The sequence below is a fragment of the Streptomyces sp. Go-475 genome, from assembly GCF_003330845.1.
GTDB lineage: Bacteria > Actinomycetota > Actinomycetes > Streptomycetales > Streptomycetaceae > Streptomyces.
The window spans coordinates 4,406,349-4,423,343 of the sequence record NZ_CP026121.1; the positions used below are offsets into that span (position 1 = coordinate 4,406,349).

The 16,995-nt window shown below is 74.6% G+C and carries 14 protein-coding genes; 9 read left to right on the forward strand and 5 right to left on the reverse strand.

The genetic code is table 11. The annotated features are described in order from the left end of the window. The first annotated feature begins 40 nt into the window (after positions 1 to 40). The 4 genes from C1703_RS20345 (at position 41) to C1703_RS20360 (ending at position 5,484) form a co-directional block, all read left to right on the forward strand. Positions 41 to 1,102, forward strand: a complete 1,062-nt coding sequence (locus C1703_RS20345) for a hypothetical protein (RefSeq protein WP_114254219.1) — start codon at positions 41 to 43, stop codon at positions 1,100 to 1,102. Positions 1,103 to 1,227: 125 nt separating this feature from the next. Continuing rightward, positions 1,228 to 1,563 carry a hypothetical protein gene (locus tag C1703_RS20350; RefSeq protein ID WP_232840540.1) on the forward strand — a complete coding sequence of 112 codons (336 nt, stop codon included), beginning with the start codon at positions 1,228 to 1,230 and terminating at the stop codon, positions 1,561 to 1,563. Between the two features lie 4 nt (positions 1,564 to 1,567). Continuing rightward, positions 1,568 to 4,084, forward strand: coding sequence for a substrate-binding domain-containing protein (locus tag C1703_RS20355; RefSeq protein ID WP_114254221.1), 2,517 nt, complete (start codon positions 1,568 to 1,570; stop codon positions 4,082 to 4,084). Beyond that, positions 4,084 to 5,484 (forward strand): extracellular solute-binding protein, encoded by a 1,401-nt coding sequence (locus C1703_RS20360; RefSeq protein WP_114254222.1) that lies wholly within the window; start codon positions 4,084 to 4,086, stop codon positions 5,482 to 5,484. The genes C1703_RS20355 and C1703_RS20360 overlap by 1 nt, the downstream gene beginning before the upstream one ends. A 43-nt stretch (positions 5,485 to 5,527) precedes the next feature. Here the strand turns inward: C1703_RS20360 and C1703_RS20365 are convergent, their stop codons facing one another. Both C1703_RS20365 and C1703_RS39310 read right to left on the reverse strand, forming a co-directional pair. Beyond that, on the reverse strand, positions 5,528 to 7,528 hold the full coding sequence (locus C1703_RS20365) for an Ig-like domain-containing protein (protein WP_114254223.1): 2,001 nt from the start codon (positions 7,526 to 7,528) through the stop codon (positions 5,528 to 5,530). Between the two features lie 121 nt (positions 7,529 to 7,649). After that, the gene (locus C1703_RS39310) at positions 7,650 to 7,802 is read right to left on the reverse strand and encodes a hypothetical protein (RefSeq protein ID WP_198678226.1); all 153 of its coding nucleotides are present in this window, start codon (positions 7,800 to 7,802) and stop codon (positions 7,650 to 7,652) included. A gap of 128 nt (positions 7,803 to 7,930) precedes the next feature. Between C1703_RS39310 and C1703_RS20370 the strand changes: the two genes are divergently transcribed. From C1703_RS20370 to C1703_RS20385, 4 genes are all read left to right on the forward strand, one after another. Beyond that, complete coding sequence (locus C1703_RS20370) at positions 7,931 to 9,274, forward strand: helix-turn-helix transcriptional regulator (protein WP_114254224.1); 1,344 nt, start codon at positions 7,931 to 7,933, stop codon at positions 9,272 to 9,274. Between the two features lie 70 nt (positions 9,275 to 9,344). Beyond that, positions 9,345 to 10,352, forward strand: coding sequence for a permease (locus C1703_RS20375; protein WP_114254225.1), 1,008 nt, complete (start codon positions 9,345 to 9,347; stop codon positions 10,350 to 10,352). Beyond that, complete coding sequence (locus C1703_RS20380; protein ID WP_114254226.1) at positions 10,349 to 11,185, forward strand: TIGR03943 family protein; 837 nt, start codon at positions 10,349 to 10,351, stop codon at positions 11,183 to 11,185. Before C1703_RS20375 ends, C1703_RS20380 begins: the two co-directional genes overlap by 4 nt. A 354-nt stretch (positions 11,186 to 11,539) precedes the next feature. Beyond that, on the forward strand, positions 11,540 to 12,343 hold the full coding sequence (locus tag C1703_RS20385) for a GAF and ANTAR domain-containing protein (RefSeq protein ID WP_114254227.1): 804 nt from the start codon (positions 11,540 to 11,542) through the stop codon (positions 12,341 to 12,343). A 17-nt stretch (positions 12,344 to 12,360) separates the two neighbouring features. Here the strand turns inward: C1703_RS20385 and C1703_RS20390 are convergent, their stop codons facing one another. Beyond that, positions 12,361 to 13,143: a hypothetical protein gene (locus C1703_RS20390; RefSeq protein WP_114254228.1), complete on the reverse strand. Its 783-nt coding sequence runs from the start codon at positions 13,141 to 13,143 to the stop codon at positions 12,361 to 12,363. 513 nt (positions 13,144 to 13,656) lie between these two features. On the opposite strand from C1703_RS20390, the gene thrS reads away from it, so the two are divergent. Next, positions 13,657 to 14,877, forward strand: a complete 1,221-nt coding sequence (gene thrS / locus C1703_RS20395; RefSeq protein ID WP_114254229.1) for a threonine--tRNA ligase — start codon at positions 13,657 to 13,659, stop codon at positions 14,875 to 14,877. 175 nt (positions 14,878 to 15,052) lie between these two features. Here the strand turns inward: thrS and C1703_RS20400 are convergent, their stop codons facing one another. Then, entirely contained in the window at positions 15,053 to 15,877 is an 825-nt protein-coding gene (locus C1703_RS20400) for a nucleotidyltransferase domain-containing protein (protein ID WP_114254230.1), read from the reverse strand. A 47-nt stretch (positions 15,878 to 15,924) separates the two neighbouring features. Then, entirely contained in the window at positions 15,925 to 16,854 is a 930-nt protein-coding gene (sigJ, locus tag C1703_RS20405) for an RNA polymerase sigma factor SigJ (RefSeq protein ID WP_114254231.1), read from the reverse strand. Positions 16,855 to 16,995: the final 141 nt, after the last annotated feature.

Consider the following 16,995-nt stretch of genomic DNA (forward strand, 5'->3'; position numbering starts at 1 on the left):
TACGGTGCTGACGTACGTGATCGACACAGGGGGAGGGGCGATGCCCGGAACCGTGCTGCTGCTGGCGGCCTCACCGGTGGGCAAGGGGCGCCTGGTGGACGCCGCCTCCGTGCTCCCCGTCCTGGCCGCCGTGCCGCCCGCCGTGCTGGCCGGTACGGACACCGCGAACGTCGTCGAACTCGCCGACCCGCTGGAACCACAGGCCGTCCTCACCCGGCTGCGGGCCGCCGCCGCGGCCCCCGGACCGCTCACCGTGTACGTCACCGGGCAGCTCCAGCTCGACCGCCGCCAGCGCCTGCCCCACCTGGCGCTGGCCCGCACCACCCCCTCCACCGCCCGCTACACGGCCTTCCCCTGGCACTGGTTCCGGGAGGAACTGCGGCTGAGACCCGCCGGGGCCACGACCCTCCTGCTCGACCTGCACGCGGACGCCGAGACCTGGGAGCTGCTGCGGACCACGCCCCTGGACTCGGGCCGGGGCAACGCCGTGCACGGGCGGATCGCGCCGCCGCCGTCCCGGCGCACGGTCGCGGCACCGGCGTACATGAAGGCCGTCGCGACGATCCTGCGCAGCGGGTTCCGGCCGCCGGCGGAGCAGTTGCACCAGCAGGCCCTGGCCCGGATCGCGCCCGAGAGCGCGGGCGCCGACCTCGTGGTGAGCACACCGGGCCCGGCGGCCGGGGATCCGCACGCCGTCATCACCGCCGCCGTCCAGGCCGGCCGCCACTCCGACGCCGACGCGCTCGCCGCCCGGCACCAGCAGGCCGCCGTCGCCGCGCACGGGCCCGCCTCCGAGGAGGCCCTGCACTGGGCCGAGGTCCGGGCCGACCTGGCGATGTTCGCCGGGGACGCGGCGCGCAGCTGCCGCACCTGGCTGACGATCGCCACCGCCCGCCTGAACGCCGGGCAGGCGTCGGACGCGCCCGCCGTCGAGGCCGCCGTGGACCGGGCCCACCACCAGTGGGGCCAGGTCCGCGACACCACGCGGGCCCGCGAACTGGGCGCGTCCCTCGCCGAGTTGCGGGGACGCGTCCCCGGGCGGCGCGAGGGGGCGCTCGATCATGTGCAGCGGCAGTTGAGGCAGTTGCAGACCCAGCCCTGAACACGCGTGCGCCGTGTGCGCCTGGCGTGAAGGGGGCGCGCAATCGCTTGCACGGGTCGCGTCACAGGTCTGCCGCCAAGGCCTGACCCGGTGTCATGATGGCGAGCATGACAGAGGGGGACCAAGTGGCTGTCTTAGGCGTACGCGTGCGGCTGGGCGCCGGCGCGACCGTGGACGACGTCAGAGCCCTGAAGACGTGGCTGGAGCGGGAAGAGTCGCTGCAGGAACTCGTCTCCACGGGGAAACTGAGCATCGAGGAGCAGGCCGGCACGGACGGGGCCGACGGGCGGCTCGGGCCGGACATCGACCTCGTGCTGAGAGTGCTGAGCGACGTGGTCACGGTCGTGGCCCTGACCGAGTACACCGCACGCGCGGTGAAGACCTGGACGAACAACCGCCGCAGGCTCCAGCGCGGCGATCCCGATCCACAGATCCGCCCGCTGGACCGCGACGGGGAGTAGGCCGGTGAGCCGCTTCGACCCGCGCGGCAGAGCCAACCGGGCGCTGCTGGTCTGTGTGTCCGAGTACGACCACACGGTGCCGGATCCCCAGGGCGTCAACGGCCAGCTCCCCGCCGTGCGGCGCAACCGGACGCGCCTCGAGAAAGCCCTGAACCGGGGCAACGTGTTCGGCGCGGGTGAGGTGCGGGCCCTGGCCTCGCCCACCCCGGACGAGTTCACGGGAGCGCTGCACCAGGCCTGCGAGGAGGCCCGGGGGCTGCTGCTGCTCTACTTCGCGGGGCACGCCGTGACCTCCACCTCCGGCAACGAGCTGCACCTGCAGCTGCGCACCGCGCGGGTGCTCACGGGCCAGGGCCTGCCCGGCTCGGTCAGCTTCAGCCAGGTGCTGGGCGAACTCGCCGAGAGCAAGGCCGAGCAGGTGGTGGTCATCCTCGACTGCTGCTACGCGGGTAACGCCGCCGGCATCTGGCACCGCTTCGACGACCCGAAGCGGAAGAAGCACAAGATCCTGCTGCTGATGAGCGTGCAGCCCAACCGCTGCATCCTGGGCGGGAACGCCGACATCGCGACGCCGTTCACCCGCGAGATGGTGCGCGTCCTCGACGGCGGCGGGGAGGTGTGGCTCTCCCAGCTGTACGACGCGGTGAAGCAGCGGATGGCCGAGGCCAAGTACAAGGCCGAGGACAACGACCCGCAGCGGCCGCAGGCGCTGGCCCCGCCCTGGAACAAGGACGACGTGCTGCTGGCGGCGGGCCCGGCGCCCCTTCCCCCGCCGGTCGAGGACGGTGGCCGGCTCGCCCGGCTCCGGAAGATGTTCGCCCGCCCCCGCAAGGCCGTCGGCCGTACCGCCCTGTCGGTGCTGCTGACGCTGCTCGCCACCGGCGCCGGCGGCTACGGCGTCGTGGTCCTGGCCGGCGACTCCGGCCCCTGCGAACCGCCCCCGGAGCTGCGCCTCCTCACCGACCCCGACCTGGAGCCGGCGATGCGGGCGGCGGCGGACACCTACCTCGCCTCGGCGGCCAACACCACCGACGAGGGGTGCCGGCGCAGCGGCATCACCGTCTACAGCGCGGGCGCCGCCCACGTGGTGACCGCCCTGCGCGAGGATTCCGACCCGTGGCAGCAGCCGCGTGACGACCTCAACCCGCAGCGGGACATCGGCCCCCAGCCGGACGTGTGGATCCCCGCCACCCGCGCGGACGTCGGCCGGGCCACCGAGGCACAGGTGGGCCGGGTCTTCGCCCGGCTGGAGCCGGACGCCGAGCCGCTCGCGTACTCGCCCGTCGTGCTGGCCGTCCCGGAGGACCTCGGTGCCGACCTGCCGCCCACCCGGCGGTCGCTGACGGAGCTGATCAGCGCCCTCGAGCAGGCCGACCCCAAGGCCGAAGTGCGCAGGCCCGACCCCGAGTTCGCCGACTCGGCGCTGCTGGCGACGGTGGGGCTGTACGGCGACGGGGCCGATGTGCGCCGCGCCGAGCAGCTCATCGACCGGGCCGGACGGCCCGAGTCCTCGGCGGTCAGGCTGCTGTGCACGCTGCCCGAGGACGACGCCGCGGACGGCCGCAGCGCGGTCCTGGTCCCGGAGTTCCTGCTCAGGAGCGGTGTCGGCTGCCACTCGGTGACGCGCGCCGAGCGCACCGCCGCCTACCCCGACGACGTACCCGGACTGGAACCGACGTTCGTGCGGGTGCGCTGGGAGGGCGGTGACAAGGACGCGCAGGCGCGGGACGACGAGGTGGACCGGTTCCGCGACTGGCTGACGGGCGAGGACGGCCGGAAGGTGCTCGGCGAGCACGGGTTCAGGTCCGCGACGGGCGAACGCGGCCTGCTCGGCGGCAAGGCGGCCGAGCACGGGCTGACCGCTTCCGTCCCGCCGGCGGACTCCGCCGACGCGACCCGGCTGGACAGGACACTGGAGTCGTACGGCAACGCCCACGGACCCGGCCGGGTGCTGTACCTCCTCGACAGCTCCGGCTCGATGGCCGGCCTGTGGGACGGCCCCAGCGGCGGCCCCGGCATCCTCAGGCAGACGCTGACGGGGCTCGGCCGGGGCGACGAGTACGGGATCTGGGCGGTGCACGGCCTCAACGGCCGCACGCACACCGAACTGCTGGACTTCGGCACGCACCCCCGCGCGCGGGGCGAGAACGCCCTCAAGACCGGCAAGGGCGGCGCCGAGGTGCGGGACGCGGAAGCCGATCCGCACGCCGCCCTGCTGGACGCGCTGGCGTTCATGCGGGAACGCGGTGCCTCCGACGAGCGGCCGCAGCTGATCGTGTACCTCACCGACGGCGAGGACGACGAGCGCCTGGCCGGCGACCGCCTCCGCGAGGTGGAGGAGCGGGCCCGCACCTCGGGGGTGCCCGTGGTGATGGTGACGCTGAACAGCGGGGGCTGCGACCGGGACCGCCCCGGCACACGCGTCGCGGAGGCCGCCCAGGGCCGCTGCCTGGACGCCGGGGACGACCTCGTGCCCGCGCTGCGCGACGAGGTCGCCCGCACCGGAATGGGGGAGGAATGATGGCCCGACGCCTGCCGGCGGCCGCGCTGGCGCTGCTTTCCTTGCTGTCACTGGCCGCCTGCACCGGCGGTGACGTGCGGGAAGAGCCGACGGCCGCCGACGACCGGCGCCCGATCGTGGTGGCCAGCGGCCAGGACGTCACCGGCAAGAACGGCATACGGCAGCAGCTCATCGACGCCTGGAACGCCGGGGAGAAGGCGCAGGGTTACGAGGCCCGGCTGGTGGAACTGCCCGGCTCCGCCGACCAGCAGCGCAGCCAGCTGCTCGGCGCCCTCCAGTCCGGCAGCGCCGACTACGACGTGGTGAACCTGGACGTCACCTGGGTACCGGAGTTCGCCGCCGCGGGCCTGATCCGGCCGCTGACCGACGCGGCCGTCAGGGCGCCCGACGACATCATCCCCTCCGTGAACAGCACGTCGTACTGGGACGGCAAGCGGTACGCGGTCCCCTTCAACAGCGACGCGGGCCTGCTGTACTACCGCAAGGACCATCTGCGCGAGGCCGGTGTCTCCCGGACCGACCTCGGCGACGACGAGATGACCTGGGACGAGCTGCGGCGCATGTTCGACGCCGTGAACGGCGTCGGCACCCAGGCGGACTGGACCACCCAGCTCGCCGCCTACGAGGGCCGGACCGTCAACGCGATCGAGGCGTTCGCCTCGGCCGTACCGGGCTTCGAACTCACTGACGAGGACGGTGAGTACACCGCCGACGAGGAGCAGGTGACGGCCGGCGTGACCGAACTCCGCGAGCGCACGGTGTCGCCGTACACCCTCAAGGAGGCCTCCGCGTCCCGCGAGGGGGAATCGCTCAGCGCCTTCGCGGAGGGCCGTACGACGTTCCTGCGGCACTGGCCGTACGTCTACCCGACCCTGTACGAGACCTTCAAGGAGGACCTCGGGGTGGCCCGGCTGCCCGGCAAGGCCGTGCTCGGCGGCCAGAACCTGGCCGTCACCGCGGCCACGTCCGAGCGGCGAGCCGCGAAGGCCGCCGAGCTGATCGCGTTCCTCACCGACCCCGACAGCGAACGCTGCCTGCTGCGCGCCGGGTTCGCCGCGACCCGCGTCTCCGCCTACCAGGAGGCCGGTATCGCCCCGGCCTGCCGGCACGCCCACGCCTACGCCGAGGGCCCCTCGGCGTCCCCCAGGGGCGAGAGCGCCGAACGCACGGCGCCCGACCGGATCGCAGGCGGCCTCAGCTACTCCCGCGACATCCTGCTCCCGGCCCTCCGCAAGGCGGTCCACCGCCCGCGCACGCCCCTGTACGGCGCGGTCACCCAGACCCTCATCACCGAACTGGACGCCCTGTACGGCCCCCGGGCCGAGGCGGACCCGCCGGGCGACGCGGAGTTGGGCAAGCGCCTGCACGAGGCGTTGCGCAAGGTCCTGTCGAACCAGTGACGTCAGCCGGGGTGGGCCGCCGGCCGCCTGCCGAGGAGGTCTGTCAGCGGGTGAAGGTGAGGTACTTCCAGGTGCCGTACGTCGTCGTGTTGACGTTGTCGCCGGAGGTCGGGTCGATGTAGGAGGCCCGGATGCGGAAGCGGGGGCCGATGGGCGGGGTGCCGGTCAGGGTGACCGAGTCCTTGCCGTAGGAGTCGAGGGCGAAGTACTCGGAGGTCGTGGTGTGCCAGGAGCCGTCGGCGTAGCGCTGGACCTGGAACTGGTATTCACGGCCGGGGTACATGGACATCGTGGTGTTGTGGACCGGGTCCTTGGACTGGCGGAAGTAGTAGTACTTCTGGTTCCAGGCCGTCGCGGTCTTGTAGTAGCCGCTCAGCGACGTCGAGATCCTGACCCTGGTGTAGACCGTGTTGGTGACCGTCTTCGCGGCGTACCGGGTGTCGCCGGTGAACTTCGCGCTGACCTTGGTGTCCCGGGTCAGCTGGACCGCCGCCGACAGGTTGCCGTTCGCGTCGACGGTGCCCTTCTTCACCAGCGTGCCGGGCTTGTCGGAGCCGTACGGGTCGGCCCAGATCTCGACCGTGCGGTTCTTGTACGTCGTGCCGAGGTGCGCGGTGAACGTGACGGAGCTGCCGTAGCCGTAGACCTTGCCGTTGTTGTCCAGCGTCAGGGCGGTTGCCGTCTTGGCCACGGTCGTCGAGGCCGAGGCCGTGACGCCCGCGTGGTCGGCGTCGCCCGCGTACGTGACCGTGTACGTCACCTTTCCGCCGGCCGGCGGGGTGTCGGTGACGGTGTACGAGCCGTCGGCGGCGACGGCCGCCGTGCCGAGGGCCTTGCCGGAGGGGGACTCGGCGTCGGTGCGGGTGACGGCGACCGTGGTGCCCGCCGGGAACGTGGCCGAGGAGGTCAGCGAGCCGGTGAGGGTGAGGGACTTGGCGCGGTCGGCCGTGTCGGGCGCGTTCACCGTGAGGGTCGTGGACGCCTTCGTCGGCGCGTCGAGGACGCGCAGTGAGTAGACGTCGGCGTCGTTCTGCGAGACCGCGAACAGCCTGCTCTCGTCCGGCGCCCAGGCGAGGCCCCGGGGGGCGAGGGTGTCGGAGCCGCTGCTGTTGCCGGTGTTGGGGAAGTCGTACTGCCGCAGCGGGGTGGAGACGCCCGGCTCGAAGACATGCACGTCCGGGTCGTACCAGGAGGAGGTGCCCGCCGCGACATCGCCGCCGGGGGCGATGTCCACCGCGTTCGGGTACGTGTTGGTGACGTACTTGCCGTCCGCGGCCAGGTCCGAGAGCCGGTAGACCGCCTGGTAGTACGGGGAGCCGCTGGCCGTGACGACGTCCTTGCCGTCCGGTGTGACCGCGAGGTCGGCGAGGTTGCCGCCGCCGGTGTTGCCCGGGTCGAAGGCGTAGGCCGTACGGCTCGCCGTGCCGGAGGAGACGTCGTACACGGCGAGTTCGACCGGGCTCTGGCCCGGTGCGCCCGCGACGAGCGTGCCCGGGGCGCCCGGGGAGGCGTCCAGGATCGGGGCGTGGTAGAAGGTGCGACTGGTGTCCTGGCCCAGGCTGACAGCCGGGTCGGTGGCGTTCGGGTCGAGCGAGCCTATGTTGCCGTCGCCGGAGGCGCCGTAGCTGAACCACAGCCTGCCGCCGGCCAGGGCCACGTACTCCGGGCCGGCGGCCGCGCCCGTGGCGAAGCGGCGGGTCTCGGTCGCGGTCGCCGTGTCGATCGCGACGACCGCGTCGGCGTCGGGCACGGCCGCGTACAGGGTGCCGGAGTCGGGCGACAACTCCAGGCCGTGGACGCCGGGCAGCGCGCCGACGGTGGCGACGACCGTGCCCGCGTAGTCGGTGACGACGACCTGGCCGGCCGTGGGATCGCTGATGAAGACGCGATGGTGGACCCCGTCGACGACCATGTCCCCGGTCGACTTCAGGGGAAGGAGCGCGCTGGAGTCGGCCGCCGCCGGTCCGGCGCCGGCCGCGACGAGCGTGACCGAACTGAGGAGGACCGCGAGCGCTGTCGCGGCCGTGAGAGTGCGTCTGTGCACGGTAGTGGGAGACCCCCGGTGCGAAGGTGAAGTGATCAGCCCGCGCAGGCTAGAGCACCGCACTGACACACGGGTGAACCACGACGTAAGACTCCGGTGTGAACGGGGCGCGCCCGGTGGGTCAGCGGGTGTCGGTGATCGGCTGGGGGGCCTGTTGGGGGGCCGTGGCCCGGGCCGGTCCCGCGTTTGCTGCCAGCAGTAGGGTCGCGACGGCGACCACGGCGGCGGCGAAGCCTCTGGCGTACCGCTCGGCGGTGCGTGTGCGTTCGAGCACGGCGACCTCGCAACAGGGGCGGCGACTATGACGGGAGCGTATTAAGCGAGTCCGACACTGCGGCTTAACACTCCGTTTAACCTAGGGGCTGTCCGGGCCGAACGGCAAGAGGCGCAGGGGGAGTTGGCGTGGGGGAACGTGACGATCCGGGGACCATCGGCCGCCGGGTGCAGCGGTTGCGTACCGAACGCGGCCTGACCCAGCGGCAGTTGGCGGAGCCCGTGTACACCCCCGCCTACATCTCCACCCTGGAGTCCGGCCGGGTGCGCCCCTCCGACGACGCCCTGCGGCATCTCGCCGAGCGGCTCGGCGTCGCCTTCGACGAACTCGCCAGCGGGCACTCGGCGCGGCTCGTCACCGAGCTGCGGCTGCGGCTGACCGAGGCACAGCGCACCCTCGCCGTCGGCGAGGCCGAGGCCGCGGCGGAGCAGTACGCCGGGCTCCTCGGCGAGGCCGAGACGCACGGCCTGGCCGCCGAGCAGGCCGCCGCGCTGCTCGGCCTCGGCGAGTGCGCCCTGGAGACGGGCGAACTGCCGGCGGGCCGCCGGTACTTCGAACGGGCCGAGGCCTGCCTGGCCGGCGCGCCCCTGCCCGCCCGGGTCCCCGCGTTGCGCGGCCGGGCCGTCGCGCACTACCTCGCCGGGGAACTCCGTTACGCCGTCTACCTGCTGGAGAGCACGCTCGACGAGCTGAATCGGGGCGGCCTGCACGACCCGGACGCCCTGCTGCTGCTCTACGCCAGCGCCATCGGCCCGTACATGGACATGGGCGCGCACGCCCGCGCCGCCCAGGCGGCCGAGTTCGCCCTCGCGCTCGCCCCGCAGTCCGGCGACCCCGCCCTGGTCGCCCGGATGCACCGGTCCGTCGCCCGGACCCTGGTCGCCGAGGGCCGCCTCGCCGAGGCCGACGCCTCGCTGGCCAAGGCGGCCGAGCTGTACCGGGGCCTGCACCTGCGCACCGAACTCGCCAACTGCCACTGGATGCGCGGCTACGTCTACGCCCAGGACGGGCAACTGGAGCGCGCCGAGGAGGAGTTGCGCCAGGCCCTCGGGATGCTGTCGGACAAGCGCGCCGCCCTGTACAGCAGCCAGGTCGCCGTGGAGCTGGCCGACGTGCTGCACCGGCGCGGCAGGTCCGACGAGGCCGCGGCCCTGCTGCACGACGTCCTCGGGCACCTGTCCCCCGAGCGCGGAGCCGTCCACTCCGCCGCCGCGCACCGGCTGCTCGGCATCATCGCCGAGGACGCCCGCCGCACCGAGGACGCCGAGGAGCACTACGTCCGTGCCCTGAGCCTGCTGGAGCGGGCGGGCGCGGCCGGGGACCTGGCCGACCTGTGCCGGCTGCTGGGCGACCTGCTGCGGCGCACCGGGCGGGTGGAGGCGGCCATGGACGCCTACCGGACGGGCCTGGGGCACCGTACGGCCCCCGGCACCACCACCCTCGGGCCCGCGCCCGCACAGCCTCCTCTGTGAGGAAGCAAGGGCGGCGCACAGCCGTGCGGGTTAGCCTCCTGCGGGGATGTGAACGACCAGGGCGGGGCGCGTGGAGAACCAACGGACGGTGGCCGACGGCATACGGCTGGGCCTGCGCGCCCTGGTGTACGCCGTCCTCGGGGGCGCCGCGCTGATCGCCGTCGTGACGGTGGTGTCGGTGCTCGGGCCGATGGTCGCGCTCGACCTGTACACCCCGCCCGTCGCGGCCTGGTGGACGGTGTTCACCGCGATCGCCGTCCAGGGCGTGCCCTTCCTGCTGCTGGGCACGGTCGTGTCGGCGGCGATCGGGGCATTCGTGCCCGAGCGGGTCCTCACCCGGTTGCTGCCCCGCCGCGAGGTGCTCGCCGTGCCGGTCGCGGGAGCGGCGGGCGTGGTGCTGCCCGGCTGCGAGTGCGCGTCCGTGCCGGTGGCGGGCAGCCTGATGCGGCGGGGTGTCGCCCCGGCCGCCGCGCTCGCCTTCCTGCTGTCGGCGCCCGCCATCAACCCCGTCGTCCTGGTGGCGACCTCGGTCGCCTTCCCCGGGCAGCCAGAGATGGTCCTCGGCCGGCTGGCCGCCTCGCTCGCCACGGCCGTGGTGATGGGCTGGCTGTGGGCGCGGTTCGGGCGGGAGGAGTGGCTGCGGCCGCCGAAGCGGAGCGGCGCGCACGCGCCGGGCGGCGGGCCGCGCGCCTTCGTCGCCGGGCTCCAGCACGACTTCCTGCACGCCGGCGGCTTCCTGGTCGTCGGCGCGGCGGCCGCGGCGACCTTCGCCATCGTCGTGCCGCGGTCGCTGCTGGAGGTGTTCACCGGATCGGCCTGGCTGTCGGTGCTGCTGCTCGCCCTGCTGGCGGTCGTGCTGTGCGTGTGCAGCGAGGCCGACGCGTTCGTGGCGGCGTCGCTGAGCGGCTTCTCGCCGACCGCGCGGCTGGCGTTCATGGTGGTCGGGCCGATGGTGGACCTGAAGCTGATCGCGCTCCAGACGGGCACGTTCGGCCGGGCCTTCGCGGTGCGGTTCTCGGCCGCGACCTGGGTGGTGGCGGTGGGCAGCAGCGTCCTGGTGGGGTGGTGGCTGCTGTGAGGCGCTACGGACCGGCCGTGCTGCTCACGCTCGTCGGGGCGGCGGTCCTGCGGGTGTCGGCCTTCAGCGAGCTGTACCTGCGGTATGTGCAGGCGGGGTTGCGGCCGTATCTCGTGGTGTCGGGGGTGGTGCTGGTGCTGCTGGGGGTCGTGGCGGCGGTCCTGGCGCGAGCGGCGTGGGAGCGGGACGGCCACGACGACGTCCAGGGGGACGACGGCCATGACCAGGGCGGCGACGGCCGCGACCAGGGCGGCGACGGCCATGACCCGGGCGGGGACGGCCATGACCCGGGCGGGGACGGCCATGACCCGGGCGGCGACGGCCATGAGCACGGCCCCGCCGGCCCCCGGGTCGCCTGGCTGCTCACCCTCCCCGCCCTGGCCCTGCTGCTCTTCCCGCCGCCCGCCCTGGGCTCCTACAGCGCGCAGCGCGAGGCGGACCAGCGGGCGGCCCAGGGCGTCGGCACCTTCCCGGCGCTGCCCGCCGGGGACCCGGTCGACCTCAGCCTCGGGGAGTTCGGCTCCCGGGCGGTCTACGACAGCGGCCGCTCCCTCGACGGGCGCACGATCCGGCTCACCGGCTTCGTCACCCAGGACGGCGACGGCACCTGGTACGTCACGCGCCTCCTCGTCTCCTGCTGCGCCGCCGACGCGTCGACCGCCAGGGCCGAGGTGCGCGGCGCCGACGCCCCGCCCGTCGACACCTGGGTCACGGTCACCGGCACCTGGCGTCCCGAGGGCGCGCTGGGCTCGGACGCCGCCTGGCCGCCGGTCGTCGACGCCACGTCCGTGCGGCAGGTGGCGCAGCCGGACAACCCGTACGAGAAGCGCTGACGGCGGACCCCGCCGCGACGGCCGCGCGCCGGGGTTTCGCCCGACCCGCCTCGGGTAGTCGGGGCACGATTCCGGGAGGCCTCCGGGAGGGCTCGGAGCACGGTCGGGGCGGGCACCTGGCGCGGAGCGTGCGGAGTCGGCGCCGGGAGCCGGGAAGCCGGGACCGGGCCCGGTTCCTCGCGGCACCGGTCGTCCGCGGCACCGGTCGTCAACGGGCACGGTCGTCCACGGGCGCGGTCGTCCACCGGCGCGGTCGTCCGCGGGGCTGTCGTGCCGGTCCGTCGCCGCCCCCGGCCGAAGGAGCCCGCCCCGGACGACCGTCAAGCGTGCAGGCCGCGATGATCAGAGGAGGCGGTGGTCGTGCGCCCCAGGGACGATCCCGGAGGCGCCTTTGGCGGCGACCCCGGCGGTGACGCCGGTCCCCGCCGCGCCGGGGGCGGTGACCTGGACCTGGACGGGGCCCGGGCCGCCGACGCGATCGCCCGGGGCGTGCGCGGGGCCGGGCCGGCAGAGGTGCCGGGGCGGCTGTGCGAGGTGGCGGTCGAACTGCTGCCGGTGACCGGCGCCAGCGTGTCGCTGCGCAGCGACGGCATGCCCGTACGGCTGAGCGCGAGCAGCGCGCACGCCGCGCACCTGGCGGAGATCCAGGCGACCCTGGGCGACGGCCCCTGCCAGAGCGCAATGGAGGCGGGGGAGCCCGTGCTGGCCTGCGACCTGACCGGGGGCCGGGACGCCGGACGCTGGCCCGTCTTCGCCCAGCAGGCCACGGCGGCCGGGGTACGGGCGGTGTACGCGGTGCCGCTGGGCAGCGACGCGGTGTGCGTGGGGACGCTCGACCTCTACCGTGACCGCCCGGGCGGTCTCACCGACCGCCAGTTGCACGTGGCGCTGCTCGTGGCCGGTGTCATGACGGTGGCCCTGATGGCGCTGCCCCGCGAGGCCGACGCCGAGGCGCAGGGCGGGGAGCCGTGGCTGAGCGGTCTGGCCGCGGACCACCACGAGGTCTACCAGGCCGTCGGCATGATCATGGCGCAGCTCGGCGTCGGCGCCGACGACGCCCTGGCGCGGCTGCGGGGCGACGCCTTCGCGCGCGGGCGTACGGCGCTGGACGTGGCGCGCGACGTGATCGCCCACCGCAGGAGCTTCGACCGGGACTGACGAAGGGCCGGGGCACGTCAGATCTGTGCCCGCCCCTGTCTGCCGATCTCCACGAGCCGCTGTGTCCCGAGTTCCACGGCCTGCTGGGTGACCTCCGCGTACACCTCGTCGAGACCGCCGTGGGTGAGGACGATGGCCTCCTCGCCGACGCGCACGGCGGCGAGGTCCATGGTCAGGTACGTCAGCTCCCCCTCCTCCGTCTCGCCGGCCAGCGTCACCCGCAGGGCCTGGCGGGCGTCCCCCAGCGGCGGCAGCGGCAGGTCGCTGACCTCCACGCCCTGGACCCCGCCGCGGGTCGTCGCGGCCGTGAACTGGCCGCACCTGCCCGGCAGCGACTTCAGCCACTCCAGGGTGCGGTCCACGTCCGCCGGCGGGTGCGCGGCGACCTGGTAGCGCACCTGGGCGTCGGTCTCGGCGTCGTCGAACGCCGAGGTCGCGTGCGGGCCCTGCGGGACGCCGAACAGCTCCTCCGTGTACAGGGCGTCGAGCAGCCGCTGGCACTGCCCGTCCTCCGTGGTCGCCTTCAGCAGCCCGTCCCGCCAGGTCCGGGCGCCCCGCGTCGGCCCCCACGGTTCCCCCAGATCCGCCTCGGTGATCAGCGCCGCCCGGGCCTGCGCCTCGGTGAGGGCGGCGCCCGGCCCGGCGGGCTGCTCGACGGCGGGCGAGGCGGCGGAGGCCGAGGCGGAGAACCAGCGCGGTCGCGGCTCGTCCTCGACGGAGCAGCCGGCCGCGGCCAGCAGGGCGGTCAGGGACAGCGCGGAGGCCAGGAGGACACGGGCGGCGGCCGGCGGGTGGGACATCGGGGTGCCTCCTGGTGGGGCGGGCCCGGTGGGGGCGGGCGGGCCAAGATCGGGTACTGCTCTTACGGCACCACCACGACCGCCCGGCCACCAGCGCGACGGGCCGTCCGGGTGAGGCCCCGGCGCGGCGACGCCACGGCGACCGCACCGGGACGGAAAATCCGTCCCCGCGGCGCCGACGCCGCCGCGCGGGGACGGACGGCGCCTCACCCTGACACCGACGCCGCCGCGCGGGGACGGAAGGTCCCTCGCCCCGACACCGACGCCGCCGCGCGGGGGCGAAAACCCGTCGCCCCGGCCCCGCTTCCCCTGCTACGGTCCCACCCATGAAGCGCGCCCAGCCGTTCCCGTCCTGCACGACGACGCCGGAGAGTGTCCCGGCGCGCTGACAGCTGACCTGAGTGTCCGAAGCCCCGGGGCGAGTGCCCCGGGGCTTCGTCGTGGTGGGGGTACCACCCGGCTCGAGCGGAGCCGAGAGCCGGGGGAGCTCGTCCCAGACCCGGAGGAGCCACCATGCACGACCACCGCCGACTCGGCCGTGAACTCGACCTGTTCGACACCGACCCGCTGATGGGCGCGGGGCTGCCGTACTGGCTGCCCGACGGCGCGCTCGTGCGGCACACCCTGGAGGAGTACATCCGGGAGGCGGAGCGGCGGGCCGGCTACCGGCACGTGTACTCGCCCGTCCTCGGCAAACGCGAGCTGTACGAGATCTCCGGCCACTGGGACCACTACGGCGACGACATGTTCCCGCCGATGGAGCTGGGCTCCGAACAGGTCCTGCTGCGCCCCAGCCTCTGCCCCCACCACGCCCTGATCTACCGCTCCCGTTCCCGCAGCTACCGCGAACTCCCCCTGCGCATGGCGGAGCTGGGCGGCATGTACCGCTCGGAGCTGTCCGGCGTGCTCGGCGGACTGACCCGGGTGCGGGCCATCACCCTCAACGACGCGCACATCTTCTGCACCCTGGAGCAGGCCGTCGAGGAGGCGCGGGCCGCGCTGGAGCTGATCGGCCGGGCCTACGCCGACCTGGGCATCAGCGCGTTCCGCCACCGCCTGTCGCTGCCCGGCGAGGGCGGCAAGTACGTGGCCGACCCGGCGCTGTGGCGGCGGGCCACCGCGCTGCTCCGGGAGGTCCTGGACGGCTCGGGCATCCCCTACGAGGCCGCCGAGGGCGAGGCGGCCTTCTACGGCCCGAAGATCGACGTGCAGATCACCGACCCGGCCGGGCGGGAGGCGACCCTGTCCACCGTCCAGATCGACTTCCACCAGCCGGAGCGCTTCGACCTGCACTACATCGGCGCCGACGGGGCGAAGCACCGCCCGGTGATGGTGCACCGCAGCGTCATCGGCAGCGTGGAACGCGCGGTCGCCCACCTCATCGAGGCGCACGGCGGCGCGTTCCCGCCGTGGCTGTCCCCCGTACAGCTGGTCGTGCTGCCGGTCGGGGAGGAGCAGGCCGGGGTCGCCCACGCCCTCGTGGACCGCGCCCGGGAGCTCGGTCTGCGGGCGGAGGTCGCCGGGCCCGAGCAGGGCACCCTCGCGGCCCGGATCCGCGCGGCCCGGCTGGTCCCCTACCAGGCGGTGATCGGCGGGCGCGAGGCCGAGGCCGGGCTCGTGGCACCGCGCCTGCGGGACGGCCGCCGGCCGGACGCGCTGCCCGCCGAGGAACTGCTGCGGCACATCGCGGACCGGGTGTCGGCACGCGGCCCCGGCCTCTGGGAACCGGCGTAGGACGGGCGGCGGGCCGGGGGTCAGCGCGTGGCGTCCGGAAGGCCGGGGTCGGTCCGGGAGGCCGGGGGCGGCGCCGGGCGGCCAGCACGCCGGGGTCGGCGCCGGGCGCCCAGCAGTCCAGGTCAGCGCCTGGCGCCCAGCAGTCCAGGTCAGCGCCTGGCGCCCAGGAGACCGGTCAACGCGGGGCGTTCAGCAGGTCGGCGATCTGTTCGTGCAGCTCGTGCGGCAGGTCGAACGTCCAGCGTCCGGCCGCCTCGCCGGCCAGGTCCCGGCTCCAGCGCCAGCTGTGGCGCGCGGCCGTACGCAGCTCCTCCTCGCGCGCGGCGGCCGTGGTGGAGACGTAGCGGTCGCGGTCGGCGGCCGGCAGGTCCTGCTCCAGGGCGCGGCTGGGCGTGAGCCAGTGGGCGGTGCTGCCGCGCAGCAGGCGGCAGAGCTGGAGCTGCAGCGGGGCGACGACGGTGTGCAGCCCCGCGTGGGCGCGGGCGATCTCGCCGCGGGCCAGGAGGTGGGCGACCATCAGCGTCCAGTTGGCCAGCTCGTCGGTGAGCTGCCGGGCGGTGGACACCGGCTCGGGCGGGCGGAACTCGGCCAGCTGCCGGGCGGCCCGCGTCAGCCGTCCGGTGCGGTCGAGCAGGACGGCGTCGTCGGGCTTGGGCAGGTGCACCTGGCCCTGCCAGGTGGGGACCTCGTCGATGCCGGGTCCGGCGGGGGTGAGGTGGAACTCGCCGCGCATGAGGTCGTCGAAGACGACGGCGAGGATGCCGTACATGTTGGTGTACGCGAGCCGGAGGGGCGCGAGCTGCTCCAGGAAGGCGCGGCCGTCGAAGCCGTCGGCCTGGTCGTCCTGGATGTACAGGTACGCCTCGATGTCGGAGTGGGCGTCGGCCTCGCCGAGGGTCCACGAGCCGTAGAGGAGGACGCCTTCCAGACGGGGATCGGCGTGGGCGAGCTCGCGCAGGCGGTCGATGCGGTCGTCGAGGGTGGGGGAGGCGGAGGGCATGGGCGCGATGCTAGGCAAGGTGCTTCCGACACGCAGCTGATTTCCCGTCAGGCCGTCGTCCAGGGGCGGAGCTTGTCGGGGTTGAGGACGGCCCAGATGCGGGCGATGCGGTCGCCCGCGACGTCGAACGCCAGCACCGACACGGTGACGCCGTCCTTCCGGGCCACCAGGCCGGGCTGGCCGTTGACCGCGCACTCCCGGAGCGTCACGCCGGGCACCGCGCGGGCCCGGTCGACGAAGAAGCGCGCGATCTGCTCGGCGCCCTCGACCGGGTGGAGCGCGGCCGTGGCGAGTCCGCCGCCGTCGCCGGTCGCGGTGGCGTCGGGGGCCAGCAGGCCGATGAGGCCGTCGATGTCCTGGGCCTCCCAGGCCTGCCGGAAGGAGCGGACGAGGCCGGCCCGGTCGGCCGCCGGGGGCGCGGTAGGCCGGGCCGCGCGCACGCGGCGGCGGGCCGAGGAGGCGAGCTGGCGGCAGGCGGCCGGGGTGCGGCCGACGATCTCGGCGACCTCGGCGAAGGAGTAGCGGAACACGTCGTGCAGGACGAACGCGACCCGCTCGGCCGGGGTCATCGACTCGAGCACGACGAGGAAGGCCATGCTGACGGACTCGTCGAGCGTGACGCGGTCGGCGGGATCGGCCGGGTCGGCCGGGGTGCCGCCCCACCGCCCGCTGACCCACTCGGTACGGCTGGGCAGCGGCTCCGGGACCCACGCGCCCACGTACCGCTCGCGTCTGGCCCGGGCCGAGCCCAGCAGGTCGAGGCAGACGCGGCCGGCGACGGTCGTCAGCCAGGCGCCGGGGGAGTCGATGGCGTCCCGCTGCCGCGGGGTCAGGGCGTACCAGCGGGCGTAGGTCTCCTGCACGACGTCCTCGGCCTCGGCGAGCGAGCCGAGCAGCCGGTACGCGAGGTTGAGCAGCTTCCGCCGCTCGCGGGTGAGCGCGCTCAGGTCGTCTGCGGGTCCGGACGGTGTGCTCATGGTGCGGCTGGCTCCCTCGGTCGCGCGGGTCCTCACCTCTTCGACGGGACAGCCCCCCGGAATGTGAGGCCGGGCCGTGCCGCCTCACATTTCCCGGGGCTGTGTCGTCGTACCGCAGAGACCCGCACCAGGCCTTCCCTT